At 72.3% G+C, this 13,126-nt stretch carries 10 protein-coding genes and 3 pseudogenes; 9 read left to right on the forward strand and 4 right to left on the reverse strand.

Annotation, left to right across the window (positions count from 1 at the left end; genetic code table 11):
• Positions 1-42 precede the first annotated feature (42 nt).
• The gene (locus tag ACFXGI_RS33310; protein WP_384714963.1) at positions 43-846 is read right to left on the reverse strand and encodes an IclR family transcriptional regulator; all 804 of its coding nucleotides are present in this window, start codon (positions 844-846) and stop codon (positions 43-45) included.
• A 328-nt stretch (positions 847-1,174) separates the two neighbouring features.
• Here ACFXGI_RS33310 and allB point away from each other — a divergent pair, with 328 nt between their 5' ends.
• Both allB and alc read left to right on the forward strand, forming a co-directional pair.
• Entirely contained in the window at positions 1,175-2,515 is a 1,341-nt protein-coding gene (gene allB / locus ACFXGI_RS33315; RefSeq protein ID WP_384714966.1) for an allantoinase AllB, read from the forward strand.
• Between the two features lie 3 nt (positions 2,516-2,518).
• Positions 2,519-3,637, forward strand: coding sequence for an allantoicase (gene alc, locus ACFXGI_RS33320; protein WP_384714969.1), 1,119 nt, complete (start codon positions 2,519-2,521; stop codon positions 3,635-3,637).
• Between the two features lie 102 nt (positions 3,638-3,739).
• Here the strand turns inward: alc and ACFXGI_RS33325 are convergent.
• Positions 3,740-4,479 (reverse strand): annotated as a pseudogene (locus ACFXGI_RS33325) (SDR family oxidoreductase).
• Between the two features lie 209 nt (positions 4,480-4,688).
• On the opposite strand from ACFXGI_RS33325, the gene ACFXGI_RS33330 reads away from it, so the two are divergent.
• The 3 genes from ACFXGI_RS33330 (at position 4,689) to ACFXGI_RS33340 (ending at position 7,650) form a co-directional block, all read left to right on the forward strand.
• The gene (locus ACFXGI_RS33330; protein WP_384714972.1) at positions 4,689-5,309 is read left to right on the forward strand and encodes a dihydrofolate reductase family protein; all 621 of its coding nucleotides are present in this window, start codon (positions 4,689-4,691) and stop codon (positions 5,307-5,309) included.
• Positions 5,310-5,496: 187 nt separating this feature from the next.
• Positions 5,497-6,417 carry a DMT family transporter gene (locus ACFXGI_RS33335; RefSeq protein ID WP_384714976.1) on the forward strand — a complete coding sequence of 307 codons (921 nt, stop codon included), beginning with the start codon at positions 5,497-5,499 and terminating at the stop codon, positions 6,415-6,417.
• 39 nt (positions 6,418-6,456) lie between these two features.
• Positions 6,457-7,650, forward strand: a complete 1,194-nt coding sequence (locus ACFXGI_RS33340) for a cytochrome P450 (RefSeq protein ID WP_384714979.1) — start codon at positions 6,457-6,459, stop codon at positions 7,648-7,650.
• Positions 7,651-7,700: 50 nt separating this feature from the next.
• On the opposite strand, the gene ACFXGI_RS33345 is transcribed toward ACFXGI_RS33340, so the two are convergent.
• Complete coding sequence (locus ACFXGI_RS33345; RefSeq protein WP_384715090.1) at positions 7,701-8,351, reverse strand: Gfo/Idh/MocA family oxidoreductase; 651 nt, start codon at positions 8,349-8,351, stop codon at positions 7,701-7,703.
• Between the two features lie 12 nt (positions 8,352-8,363).
• A pseudogene (locus ACFXGI_RS33350) lies at positions 8,364-8,705 on the reverse strand (Gfo/Idh/MocA family oxidoreductase); the annotation flags it as partial.
• 243 nt (positions 8,706-8,948) lie between these two features.
• On the opposite strand from ACFXGI_RS33350, the gene ACFXGI_RS33355 reads away from it, so the two are divergent.
• From ACFXGI_RS33355 to ACFXGI_RS33370, 4 genes and pseudogenes are all read left to right on the forward strand, one after another.
• Entirely contained in the window at positions 8,949-9,929 is a 981-nt protein-coding gene (locus ACFXGI_RS33355; protein ID WP_030858225.1) for a sugar ABC transporter substrate-binding protein, read from the forward strand.
• Entirely contained in the window at positions 9,926-10,957 is a 1,032-nt protein-coding gene (locus ACFXGI_RS33360; protein ID WP_384714983.1) for an ABC transporter permease, read from the forward strand. The genes ACFXGI_RS33355 and ACFXGI_RS33360 overlap by 4 nt, the downstream gene beginning before the upstream one ends.
• Positions 10,957-11,835: an ATP-binding cassette domain-containing protein gene (locus tag ACFXGI_RS33365; protein ID WP_384714986.1), complete on the forward strand. Its 879-nt coding sequence runs from the start codon at positions 10,957-10,959 to the stop codon at positions 11,833-11,835. Before ACFXGI_RS33360 ends, ACFXGI_RS33365 begins: the two co-directional genes overlap by 1 nt.
• 16 nt (positions 11,836-11,851) lie before the next feature.
• A pseudogene (locus tag ACFXGI_RS33370) lies at positions 11,852-13,027 on the forward strand (ROK family glucokinase); the annotation flags it as partial.
• Positions 13,028-13,126 lie beyond the last annotated feature (99 nt).

Raw genomic sequence — 13,126 nt, forward strand, 5'->3', positions numbered from 1 at the left:
CCCTCGTCGGAGGGGGCCGGGGCCCTGGCGTACGGAGCGGACCTACACGGGGTTCTGGCTCTGCAGCGCCACCGACAGCTCCGCCGCGACGTTCTGCAGGATCGGCACGAAGGACTCGGCGACGGCCTCGGTCACGCGGCCCGCCGGACCCGAGATGGAGATCGCGGCGGCGGTCGGCGAGTTCGGCACCGACACGGCGAGGCAGCGGACCCCTATCTCCTGCTCGTTGTCGTCGACCGCGTAGCCCGCCTTGCGGACCTGCTCCAGAGCCTCCAGGAAGCCCTCCGGCGTGGTGATGGTCTTCTCGGTCGCGGCCGGCATCCCGGTGCGCGCCAGCAGCGCCCGTACCTCGTCGGCGGGCGTGTACGCGAGCAGCGCCTTGCCCACGCCGGTGGAGTGCGGCAGCACCCGGCGGCCGACCTCGGTGAACATGCGCATGGAGTGCTTGGAGGGCACCTGGGCGACGTAGACGATCTCGTCCCCGTCGAGCAGGGCCATGTTGGCCGTCTCGCCGGTCTCCTCGACCAGGCGGGCCAGGTACGGCCGCGCCCAGGTCCCCAGCAGGCGCGACGCGGACTCGCCGAGGCGGATCAGGCGGGGGCCGAGGGAGTACCGTCGATTGGGCTGCTGCCGGACGTAGCCGCATGCGACCAGGGTGCGCATGAGGCGGTGGATGGTGGGCAGCGGCAGACCGCTGGCGGTGGAGAGCTCGCTGAGGCCGACCTCGCCCCCGGCATCGGCCATGCGTTCGAGCAGATCGAAGGCGCGCTCAAGGGACTGAACGCCACCGCTGGCGGCGGTGGGCTTCGCGGAAGCGTCGGTGGTGCTGGCGCTGGACGTCGGCACGGCGCGGTCCTTTCGGTGCTGGCAGGCAAGGAAGCAGCCTACCGGTCGGTCGGCGTCGGCCCTAGAGCCGGGTCGAAGCCGTACCCGCCGGTCAGAGGGGGTTTGTCCGGGTCGCGGACGTCCTCGGGAAGTTACCCGCCCGCCCCCGGTGGTGGTAGCTACATTCTGGATAGTGAAATCTTAATTCCATCCTGTGGAAACATCCAATTGCGATACCGGTGTGTCGGTGCTCTGTCCGGCGGCTCTTGACTGGTCCCGGATCGGCGGCGAGACTCCGTCAACAGAACGTTGAATTTCGCTCTGTGGAAGTAGATGGGGAGGTTCCGGCGTGTCCGACGACGTGGAACTGGTACTGCGCTCGACTCGCGTCATCACCCCCGGGGGGACGCGCGCCGCTTCGGTCGCCGTCGCCGCCGGGAAGATCGTCGCCGTACTGCCGCACGACGCCGAGGTGCCGGCCGGCGCCCGGCTGGAGGACTTCGGCGACGACGTCCTGCTCCCCGGCCTGGTCGACACCCACGTACACGTGAACGACCCGGGGCGCACCGAGTGGGAGGGCTTCTGGACGGCCACCCGCGCCGCCGCGGCCGGAGGCATCACCACGATCCTCGACATGCCGCTGAATTCCCTGCCGCCGACCACCACGGTCGGCAACCTCCGCGTCAAGCAGGAGGTCGCCCGCACCAAGGCGCACGTGGACGTCGGCTTCTGGGGCGGCGCCCTGCCGGACAACGTCAAGGACCTGGCGCCGCTGCACGACGCCGGCGTCTACGGCTTCAAGTGCTTCCTGTCGCCCTCCGGCGTCGACGAGTTCCCCGAGCTCGACCAGGAGCAACTGGCCACCTCCCTCGCCGAGATCACCGGCTTCGGCGGCCTGATGATCGTGCACGCCGAGGACCCGCACCACCTGGACTCAGCCCCGGTCGTCCCCGGACCCAAGTACGCCGACTTCCTGGCCTCCCGCCCGCGCGACGCCGAGAACACCGCGATCGGCAACCTGATCGCCCAGGCCAAGCGGCTGAACGCGCGCGTCCACGTACTGCACCTGTCCTCCTCCGACGCGCTGCCGCTGATCGCCGCCGCCAAGGCCGGGGGTGTCAAGATCACCGTCGAGTCCTGCCCCCACTACCTCACCCTCACCGCCGAGGAAGTGCCGGACGGGGCGAGCGAGTTCAAGTGCTGCCCGCCCATCCGCGAGGCCGCCAACCAGGACCTCCTGTGGGACGCGCTCGCCGACGGCACCATCGACTGCATCGTCTCCGACCACTCGCCCTCCACGGCGGACCTGAAGACGGACGACTTCGCCACCGCATGGGGCGGCATCTCCTCCCTCCAGCTCGGCCTGCCGGCGATCTGGACCGAGGCCCGCCGCCGCGGACGCACCCTCGAGGACGTCGTGCGCTGGATGTCGGCCGCCCCGGCCGCCCTCGCGGGCCTCGCCGGCAAGGGCGCGATCGAGGCCGGCCGCGACGCCGACTTCGCCGTGCTCGCCCCCGAAGAAACGTTCACCGTGGACCCGGCCGAACTCCACCACCGCAACCAGGTCACGGCGTACGCGGGCAAGACCCTGCACGGCGTCGTGAAGTCCACCTGGCTGCGCGGTGCGCAGATCGCCGACCACGGCACCCCGACCGAGCCCACGGGCCGACTCCTCGAAAGGCAGAACTGACCAGTGGCGATTGAATCCTTCACCGGCAACGCGAACCCGTACGGAGGCGGCGACCCGTACGCGGACTACCGCACCGCGGACTTCCCGTTCACCCAGTACGCGAACCTCGCCGCCCGTGAGCTGGGCGCCGGTGTCATCGCCGCCAACGACGAGTTCTTCGCCCAGCGCGAGAACCTGCTGATCTCCGAGGCCGCGCACTTCGACCCCGAGGACTTCGGTCACAAGGGCAAGGTCATGGACGGCTGGGAGACCCGCCGCCGCCGCGGCGTCTCGGCCACCCGGCCCTGGCCGACCCCCGAGGACCACGACTGGGCGCTCGTACGCCTGGGCGCCCCGGGCGTCATCCGCGGCATCGTCGTCGACACCGCCCACTTCCGCGGCAACATGCCGCAGGCCGTCTCCGTCGAGGCCACCAACTGGGCGGGCGCCCTCGCGCCCACCCCGGAGGAGCTCCAGGGCGACGACGTGAAGTGGACGACGATCGTCGCCCGCACCCCGGTCGGCGGCCACGCGGCCAACGGCTTCGAGGTGGACGTGGAGCAGCGCTTCACGCACCTGCGTGTCAACCAGCACCCCGACGGCGGCAGCGCCCGCCTGCGTGTCTACGGCGAGGTCCTGCCCGACCCGAAGTGGCTCGAAGCGCTGGGCTCCTTCGACGTCGTCGCCCTGGAGAACGGCGGCTCCGTCCAGGACGCCTCCAACCGCTTCTACTCCCCGCCGACCAACACCATCAACCCGGGCCGCTCCCGCAAGATGGACGACGGCTGGGAGACCGCCCGCCGCCGCGACAACGGCAACGACTGGATCCGCTACCAGCTGGTGGCCGACTCCGCGATCCGCGCCGTCGAGATCGACACCGCCTACCTCAAGGGCAACTCGGCCGGCTGGGCCTCGCTGTCCGTCAAGTCCGGCGAGGAGGGCGACTGGACGGAGTTCCTGCCGCGGACCCGCCTGCAGCCCGACACCAACCACCGCTTCGTACTGGACACCCCGGCGGTCGGCACGCACGTGCGGATCGACATCTTCCCGGACGGCGGCTTCTCCCGCCTGCGCCTGTACGGCTCGCTGACGGAGGCCGGCGCGGCCGCGCTGACCACCCGCAACCAGGAGCTGGGCGGCTGATCCCGCCCCCGTGACCGCCCCGGGGGCCGACACGCACGGGGCCCGCACGGCCCGATGGGGCACACCGCGAGCGGTGCGCCCCATCGGCGTATCCCGCGTTCGTCACGCCGCGTGCCCGCCGTCGACCGCGAACTCGGCGCCCGTCACATAGGCGGCGTCCGGACCGGCGAGGAAGGACACCAGGCCCGCCACCTCCTGCGCGGTCCCGAAGCGCCCGAGGGCCGTCAGTGCGCTCTGCGCGGCGGCGTAGGGACCGTCCGCCGGGTTCATGTCGGTGTCCACCGGGCCCGGGTGCACGAGGTTCGCGGTGATGCCGCGCTCGCCGAGCTCCCGCGCCAGCGCCTTGTTCAGGCCGGTCAGAGCGGCCTTGCTCATCGCGTACAGGGTGCCGCCGGGGCCGGGGACCCGCGCGGTCATGCAGCTGCCGATGGTGACGATCCGCCCGCCGGAGCCCATCCGGGCGGCCGCGGCCTGAGTGGTCAGGAACACGCCGCGCACGTTGACCGCCAGCACCCGGTCCACATCGGCCGGGGTCAGTGCGTCAAGCGGCCCGAGTACGCCGATGCCCGCGTTGTTCACGAGCGTGTCGATCCGCCCCAGGCCCCGTACGGTCTCCTCCACCGCGGCGACCGCCTGCGCCGGGTCGCCCACGTCGGCCCGGACCGCCAGGGCGCGCCGGCCGAGCGCCTCGATCCCGCACACGACCCCGGCGGCGGCCTCCGCGCCGTGGACGACGTGAGGGCGACATCGGCCCCGTCCCGCGCCAGCCGCAGGGCGGTGGCCGCCCCGATTCCGCGGCTGCCGCCGGTCACCAGTGCCACCACCGCGTCTTTGCTGCCCATGGTCGTACTCCCTCTTTCTCGTTGCCCGACAAGTCGTTGCGGGTTCAATGAAATCGGGGGAGGGGGGCGGGCGCTGGCGGGAATCGGACCTCGCGTTCGCGCGCGCCGCGGGGATGAGTTCCGGGGCGGCGGGGAGTCTGAACCCGTGCAGGGGGAACCCGGGCAGGGGAACCCGCGCAGGAGACACCGGACACAAGGAGTGCAGAGCCATGGGCAAGCTGACCCTCACCACTTTCGTGACCCTCGACGGCGTGATGCAGGCCCCGGGAGGGCCGGAGGAGGACCCCGGCGGCGGGTTCGATTACGGCGGCTGGCTGACCCCCTTCCACGACGAGGGCGTGCACGCGTTCACCATCGAGCTGTTCGACCGGGCCGCGGCCTTCCTGCTCGGGCGCCGGACGTACGAGATCTTCGCCGACTACTGGCCGAAGAGGACCGACCCCACCGACCCGATCGCCAGCCGGCTGAACGGCCTGCCGAAGTACGTGGCCTCGACCACCCTCAAGGATCCGGCCTGGGCGGGGACCACCGTCATCGACGGCGAACAGCTCCAGAGCGAGATCATGCGGATCAAGGACGGGCTGGAGGGGCACCGGGAGCTCCAGGTGCACGGCAGCGGGCAGTTGGCCCAGTGGCTGCTGGCGCGGGACCTCGTGGACGAGCTGAACCTGGAGGTGTACCCCGTCTTCCTGGGCGCCGGCCGGCGGCTGTTCCCGACGGGGGGCCTGCCCACGGCCTACGACCTGGTGGCTTCGCGCACGACGCCGAACGGCGCCGCCATCCTCACGTACCGCCCGACGGGCCGGGCCACCTTCGCCGCCTTCGGCTGATCCGGAAAGGACGGCTCCGGAAGCGACGGCTCCGGAAGGGGCGGCGCGGGCACCGGCCGGGGCTCCGGCGGGCTCCGGCGGGCCCCGGCGAACCCGCTCGACCGCCATGATCGGCTCCGGTACGGTGAGCCGCGCCCGAGGGAGCCGCCGCAGTCTCCACCCGCCCCACGCCGATGGAGAGTCCCCGGTGAGCTCGTCCGCCCTGCTCGCACCCGCCGCCCCCCGCCGCGCCCGGCTCGCCGCCGACCTGCCGGTCCTCGCCGTCGCCGCCGTCTGGGGCGGCAGCTACCTCGCCGCCAAGGGCCTCACCACGGCCCACACCGTGATCGCGGTCCTCGTCCTGCGCTTCGCGCTCGTGGTGCCCGTCCTCGTCGTCGCCGGCCGGCGGAGGCTGCGGGCGCTCACGGCCCGGCAGCTGTCCGGCGCAGGCCTGCTGGGCCTCGTACTCGGCGGGATCTTCCTGCTGGAGACGTACGGCATCGTGCGCACCTCCGCCACCAACGCCGGCCTGATCATCAGCCTGACCATGATCTTCACCCCGCTCGCCGAGGCCGCCGTACGGCGCGAGGCTCCCCCGGGCGCCTTCCTCGCGGGCGCCGCGGCCTCCGTCGCCGGCGTCGTCCTGCTCACCCAGGGCGCCGGGCTCACCGTCCCCGGCGCCGGTGACCTGCTCATCCTCGGCGCGGCCCTCGCCCGGACCCTGCACGTCCTCCTGATGGCGCGGATCAAGTCGGTCCGGGGCGCCGACCCGCTGTCGCTGACCACCGTGCAACTCGGCGGCGCGGTCCTCGTCTTCGCCGCACTGGCCGCCGTACCCGGCACCGGCGACAGCCCCTGGGCGACGGCCGCGGCCTTCGGCCCGGCCCAATGGGCGGGACTCGCCTTCCTCTCCGTCTTCTGCACGCTCTTCGCCTTCTTCGTGCAGATGTGGGCCGTACGCCGCTCCTCGCCCTCCCGCGTCAGCCTGCTGCTCGGCACCGAACCCCTGTGGGCGGCCGCCGCCGGCATCGCCATCGGCGGGGAACACCTCGGCCCGGCCGGGGTCCTGGGCGCCGCGCTCGTCCTCGGCGGCACCGCCTGGGGCCGCCGCGCCGTGGCCGGAAATTGATGGTTCCAGCACTCAGCGGTCGCAATTAATCTGACCGGCATGCCACAACCGGACATCAGCGTGAACGACGCCGACTTCCACGCGGACCCTTACCCGTTCTACGCCCGGCTGCGCGCGGCGGGCCCGGTGCACCAGGTCGACGTCACGGCCGCCGCGTACACGCCCACGTTCCTGGTCGTCGGGTACGAAGAGTCCCGCCGGGCCCTCAACCACCCGGGTCTGCTGAAGAACTGGACCCGCGGCCAGGTCCTGCCGGGCATCGTGACCACCGCCGCCAACAGCAACATGCTGGAGGCCGACCCGCCGCACCACACCCGGCTGCGCCGTCTGGTCGCCCGCGAGTTCACCCTGCGCCGCGTGCAGGCCATGCGCCCCCGCGTCCAGCGGACCGCCGACGAACTGCTCGATGCGATGGCCGCCCGCCCGCAGCGCACGGCCGACCTGATCAAGGCTCTCGCCTTCCCGCTTCCCATGACCGTCATCGGCGAACTCCTCGGCGTCCCGGACGTGGACCGCGAGCGCTTCAGCCACTGGTCCAAGGAGGTACTCGCCCCCACCTCCGTGACCCCGAGCACCACCGCGCACCAGAAGCTCGGCGACTACCTCGCGGAGCTCGTCGAGGCCAAGGCCGAGGAGCCCGGCGAGGACCTGCTCAGCGCCCTCATCCGGACCCGCGACGAGGACGGCGACGCGCTGTCGCCCGACGAGCTGATCGGCATGGCCTTCCTGCTGCTGATCGCCGGCCACGAGACCACCGTCAACCTCATATCCAACGGCACGCGCGCCCTGCTGGCCCACCCGGACCAACTGGCCGCCCTGCGCGCCGACTACGACGGCCTGCTCGACGGCGCGGTCGAGGAGATGCTGCGTTACGACGGCCCGGTGCAGAACACCACCTACCGCTACGCCCCCGAGGACATGGAGCTCGGGGGCACCGCCATCCCGGCCGGGGCCACCGTCCTCGTCTCGCTGGCCGGCGCGGACCGCGACCCCGGGCGGTACGAGGCCCCCGACACCTTCGACATCCGGCGCTCACCGCAGGGCCACCTCGCCTTCGGGCACGGGCTGCACTTCTGCATCGGCGCCCCGCTCGCCCGCATGGAGGGCCGCATCGCGCTCCGCGGGCTGCTGGAGCGCTTCCCCGACCTGGCCGAGGACCCGGCAGAGGAGGCTCCGACGTACATCGGGGGCAGCCTGATCCGGGGCGTGACCCGGCTGCCGGTGCGCTGGTAGCGCCGCCCGTGGCCGATCCCGTACCGCCCCCGCCGCGGCCCCCGGCGCCCCTACAGGTCCGGGAGCTCCGCCATCCGGACCGGGCGCCGCTCCCGCCGCGACACCTCGCAGGCCTCCGCGATGCGCAGCGCGGCCAGGGCCTCCCGGCCGTCGCACGGGTTGGGGCCCTCGCCGCGCACCAGCTTGACGAAGGCCGCCAGCTCCGCCTCGTACGCGGGGGCGAACCGCTCCAGGAACCCCGTCCAGGGCTTGCTCGCCGGGGGCGGGCCGTGCGGTTCGGTCGAGGCGATCGGGGTCCGGTCGTCCAGCCCGGAGGAGACCTGGTCGAGCGTCCCGGCCAGCTCCATCCGGACGTCGTACCCGGCGCCGTTGCACCGGGTGCCCGTACAGGTGGCCAGGGTCCCGTCGTCCAGGGTGAGGAGGGCGATGGCGGTGTCCACGTCGCCGAGTTCCCGGAAGACCGGCCCACCCGCGTCGGAGCCGGTCGCGTACACCTCGCTCACCTCGTGCCCGGTCACCCAGCGGACCATGTCGAAGTCGTGCACGAGGCAGTCCCGGTACAGGCCGCCGGACGTCGCCAGGTACGCGGCGGGCGGCGGCGCCGGATCGGCGGTCATGGTCCGTACGGTGTGCAGCCGCCCCAGGGCCCCGGAGCGCACCAGCTCCCGCGCGGTGCGGCAGCCCGCGTCGAAGCGGCGCATGAAGCCCAGCTGGAGCACCCCGTCCGCGGCGGACACCTCGCGCAGCACGCTCAGTGTCCGGGCCAGATCGGTGGCCAGGGGTTTCTCGCAGAACACCGGGAGCCCGCCGCGGATCGCCCGCAGGACCAGCTCGGCGTGCCCGTCGGTGGCGCAGGCCACGACCACGGCGTCCACGCCCCAGGTGAAGACCTGCTCCACGGACGGGGCGGCGGTCGCCCCCAGCCGGTCGGCGAGGCGCGCCGCCCGTGCGGGATCGGCGTCGGCGAGCAGCAGCGAGCCGGCGTCCCGGTGGCGGGCCAGTGCCGCCGCGTGGAAGGAGCCGATCCGGCCCGTTCCGATCACCCCGATGCGCATGCAATCAACGTGACCCTGTCACCGGAAGCTGTCAATCCGCCCGGAGAGGCCTTCGATGGCAAAGTTGGGCCCGGATGGGCTCTAAGGCCCCGATGACCACACATGGTCCACTGTGGCGGATACTGAGCGGCTGGAACCGTAATGACCGCTTTGGCGGCAGCAGCAGCCCCAGACGGCGGCGGCAGACGCAGGACGAGGGAAGGGCACGCAGACGTGGCTAGGGTTCGGACAGGGGTACGCGTCGTGGGCGCCGTGCTCGCGGCGGTGCTGGGAGCCTCCCTCGTGGGCTGCAGCAGCACGGGCGGCAAGCGCGCCGAGGACCGGGCGAAGGCCGCGCAGGCGGGCCGGCCCGCCGTGTCCACCCCGCGCTGGACCTTCGCGATGGTCACGCACGCGGGCGACGGCGACACCTTCTGGGACATCGTCCAGAAGGGCGCCAAGGAGGCCGCGGCGAAGGACAACATCAACTTCGTCTACGCCCACGACGACCAGGCTCAGCAGCAGGCCCAGTTCGTGCAGAACGCCATCGACCAGAAGGTCGACGGGATCGTGGTCAGTCTGGCCAAGCCCGAGGCGCTCAAGGACGTCATCGGCAAGGCGGTCAAGGCCGGCATCCCGGTGATCACGGTCAATTCCGGATCCGCGCAGTCCGCCGAGTACGGCGCCCTCACCCACATCGGCCAGGACGAGCAGATCGCCGGCGAGGCGGTCGGCACCGAGCTGACCAAGCGCGGCAAGAAGAAGGCCGTCTGCGTCCTGCACGAGCAGGGCAACGTGGGCCACGAGCAGCGCTGCGCCGGGGCGAAGAAGACGTTCGGCGGGACCATGGAGAACCTGTACGTCGAAGGCACCAACATGCCCTCCGTGCAGGCGGCCATCCAGGCGAAGCTGCAGGCCGACCCCTCCGTCGACGCGATCGTCACGCTCGGCGCCCCCTTCGCGCCGACGGCGGTCAAGGCGAAGGACGCGGCGGGCAGCAAGGCCGAGGTCGACACCTTCGACCTCAACGAGTCCGTCGCCCGCGACCTCAAGTCCGGCGCCCTCGGCTTCGCCGTCGACCAGCAGCCCTACCTGCAGGGCTACGAGGCCATCGACCTGCTCTGGCTCTACCGCTACAACGCGAACGTGCTCGGCGGCGGCCGCCCCGTACTGACCGGACCGCAGATCGTGACGGCCGACGAGGCCGGCAAGCTGGAGGAGTTCATCAAGCGGGGCAGCCGATGAGCACGGCAACGGCCGTCGACGAGCGGCTCGCCCCCACCTCCCTGGTCCGCAGGCTGCTCGGCCGCCCCGAGCTGGGCGCGGTCGTCGGCGCGGCCGCCGTCTTCGTCTTCTTCTCCTTCGCCGCGCCGAGCTTTCTGCAGGCCTCCAGCCTCAGCACGATCCTGTACTCGGCCTCCACCATCGGGATCATGGCGTGCCCCGTGGCCCTGCTGATGATCGGCGGCGAGTTCGACCTCTCCGCCGGGGTCATGGTCACCACCTCGGCACTGGTCAGCTCGATGTTCAGCTACCGGATGACCGCCAACGTGTGGGTGGGCGTCGGGGTGTCCCTGCTGGTCACCCTGGCCATCGGGTTCTTCAACGGGTTCATGCTGACCCGTACCCGGCTGCCCAGCTTCATCATCACGCTCGGCACGTTCCTGATGCTGACGGGCCTGAACCTCGGCTTCACCAAGCTGATCAGCGGCTCCGTCTCGACCAAGACGATCGCCGACATGGAGGGCTTCTCCTCCGCCCGCGCGCTCTTCGCCTCGCAGTGGAACGTCGGCTCGGTCACCCTCAAGGTCACCATCCTGTGGTGGCTGGCCCTGGTCGCCGTCGCCACCTGGATCCTGCTGCGCACCCGCGCCGGCAACTGGATCTTCGCGGTCGGCGGCGGGGCGGACGCGGCCCGCGCGACCGGCGTCCCCGTCGTCAAGACCCGGATCGGCCTGTACATGGGCGTCGCCCTGTGCGCCTGGATCTCCGGGCAGCACATCCTCTTCTCGTTCGACGTGGTCCAGTCGGGCGAGGGCGTCGGCAACGAGTTCCTGTACATCATCGCGGCCGTCATCGGCGGCTGCCTGATGACCGGCGGCTACGGCTCGGCGATCGGCTCGGCCGTCGGCGCCTTCATCTTCGGCATGACCAGCAACGGCATCGTGTATGCCCAGTGGAACCCGGACTGGTTCAAGTTCTTCCTCGGCGCCATGCTCCTGCTGGCGACGCTGCTCAACGCATGGGTCCGCAAGCGGGCGGAGGCGAAGTGATGACCAAGGCCGTGTCCGAGACCCCGTACGAGAAGTCCTCCGCGCCGGCGCTCGTGGAGATGACCGACGTCAGCAAGTTCTACGGCAACATCCGCGCGCTCCAGGGGGTCTCCCTGGAGGTCCGCGCCGGCGAGATCACCTGTGTCCTCGGCGACAACGGCGCCGGCAAGTCCACCCTCATCAAGATCATTGCGGGGCTGCACCGGCACGACGCCGGCCGCTTCGAGATCGAGGGCGAGGAGACCGTGCTCGCCAACCCGCGCGCCGCCCTCGACCACGGCATCGCCACCGTCTACCAGGACCTGGCCGTCGTCCCGCTCATGCCCGTCTGGCGGAACTTCTTCCTCGGCTCCGAGCCCACCAGGGGCCGCGGCCCCTTCCGCCGCCTCGACGTCGACCTCATGCGGGAGACCACCCGCGCCGAGCTGCTGCGCATGGGCATCGACCTGCGCGACGTCGACCAGCCGATCGGCACCCTGTCCGGCGGCGAGCGGCAGTGCGTGGCCATCGCCCGCGCCGTCTACTTCGGGGCCAAGGTGCTCGTCCTCGACGAGCCCACCGCCGCCCTCGGGGTGAAGCAGTCGGGCGTGGTCCTCAAGTACGTCGCCGCCGCCCGTGACGCGGGCCTCGGCGTGGTCCTGATCACCCACAACCCGCACCACGCCTACCTGGTCGGCGACCGGTTCGTGCTGCTCAAGCGGGGCACGATGGCGGGCAGCCACACCCGTGACTCGATCACCCTGGACGAGCTCACCCGCCAGATGGCGGGCGGCTCCGAGCTGGACGAGCTGAGCCACGAACTGGAGCGGGTGGCAGAATCAGGACCGGACCACCCGTCCGGAGCAGCCGATCCGGCGTCCGGAACCACCGCACCCTGAGGGACGACACGACTCGATGAGCACGTACCGGGACTTTGCGCTCACCCACCGGGGGTCGGCGCGGGGCACCGTCCTGCGGACCATCGGGACCCGTGAGCGCCGGTCGCACCTGACCGCCCCGCGCGTCCCGACCGTCGGCATCGACATCGGCGGCACCAAGGTGATGGCCGGCGTCGTCGACGCCGACGGGGTCATCCTGGAGAAGATCCGCACCGAGACCCCCGACAAGTCCAAGAGCCCCAAGGTCGTCGAGGACACCATCGTCGAGCTGGTGCTCGACCTGTCCGACCGGCACGACGTCCACGCCGTGGGCATCGGCGCGGCCGGCTGGGTCGACGCCGACCGCTCCCGGGTGCTCTTCGCACCCCACCTGGCCTGGCGCGACGAGCCGCTGCGCGACGCGCTCCAGTCCCGGCTCGCGGTCCCGGTCATGGTGGACAACGATGCCAACACCGCCGCCTGGGCGGAATGGCGCTTCGGCGCCGGGCGCGGCGAGGACCACCTCGTGATGATCACGCTCGGCACCGGCATCGGCGGTGCGATCCTCGAAGGCGGCCAGGTCAAGCGCGGCCGCTTCGGGGTCGCCGGCGAGTTCGGCCACATGCAGGTCGTGCCCGGCGGCCACCGCTGCCCCTGCGGCAACCGCGGCTGCTGGGAGCAGTACAGCTCCGGCAACGCCCTGGTCCGCGAGGCCCGCGAGCTGGCCGCCGCCGACTCGCCGGTCGCGTACAACATCATCGCCAAGGTCGGCGGCAACGTCGCGGAGATCACCGGGCCGCTCATCACCGAGCTGGCCCGCGAGGGTGACGCCATGTGCGTCGAGCTCCTCCAGGACATCGGCCAGTGGCTGGGCGTCGGCATCGCCAACCTCGCCGCCGCCCTCGACCCCGCCTGCTTCGTCATCGGCGGCGGCGTCAGCGCCGCCGACGACCTGCTCATCGGCCCCGCGCGGGACGCCTTCCGGCGCCACCTCACCGGTCGCGGCTACCGCCCCGAGGCCCGTATCGCCAAGGCCGAGCTCGGCCCCGAGGCCGGCATGGTCGGGGCCGCCGACCTCGCCCGGCTCGTCGCCCGCCGCTTCCGCCGCGCCACGCGCCGGCGCGTCGAGCGGTACGAGCGCTACGCGCAGTGGGGCCTGATCGACTCCCCGGCCACCGTGGAGCGCAAGGCCGCCGAGGCCAAGGCCGCGGAGGCCGAGGCCGCCGAGCGCAGGGCGGCGGAGCTCGAAGCCGACGGGGCCGGGGCGGCCGGCTCCGGGGCCGGGGACCCCAAGGCCGCCGACCTCCCCGAG

Source organism: Streptomyces sp. NPDC059355, from assembly GCF_042752335.1.
Taxonomy (GTDB): domain Bacteria; phylum Actinomycetota; class Actinomycetes; order Streptomycetales; family Streptomycetaceae; genus Streptomyces.

Bases quoted from the DNA above. Each gene is read 5' to 3' on its own strand.
- ACFXGI_RS33330 (WP_384714972.1), top strand. From the start codon at position 4,689: ATGGGCAAGCTGACCCTCACCACTTTCGTGACCCTCGACGGCGTGATG.
- ACFXGI_RS33340 (WP_384714979.1), top strand. From the start codon at position 6,457: ATGCCACAACCGGACATCAGCGTGAACGACGCCGACTTCCACGCGGAC.
- ACFXGI_RS33345 (WP_384715090.1), bottom strand. From the start codon at position 8,351: ATGCGCCGCTTCGACGCGGGCTGCCGCACCGCGCGGGAGCTGGTGCGC.
- ACFXGI_RS33360 (WP_384714983.1), top strand. From the start codon at position 9,926: ATGAGCACGGCAACGGCCGTCGACGAGCGGCTCGCCCCCACCTCCCTG.
- ACFXGI_RS33365 (WP_384714986.1), top strand. From the start codon at position 10,957: ATGACCAAGGCCGTGTCCGAGACCCCGTACGAGAAGTCCTCCGCGCCG.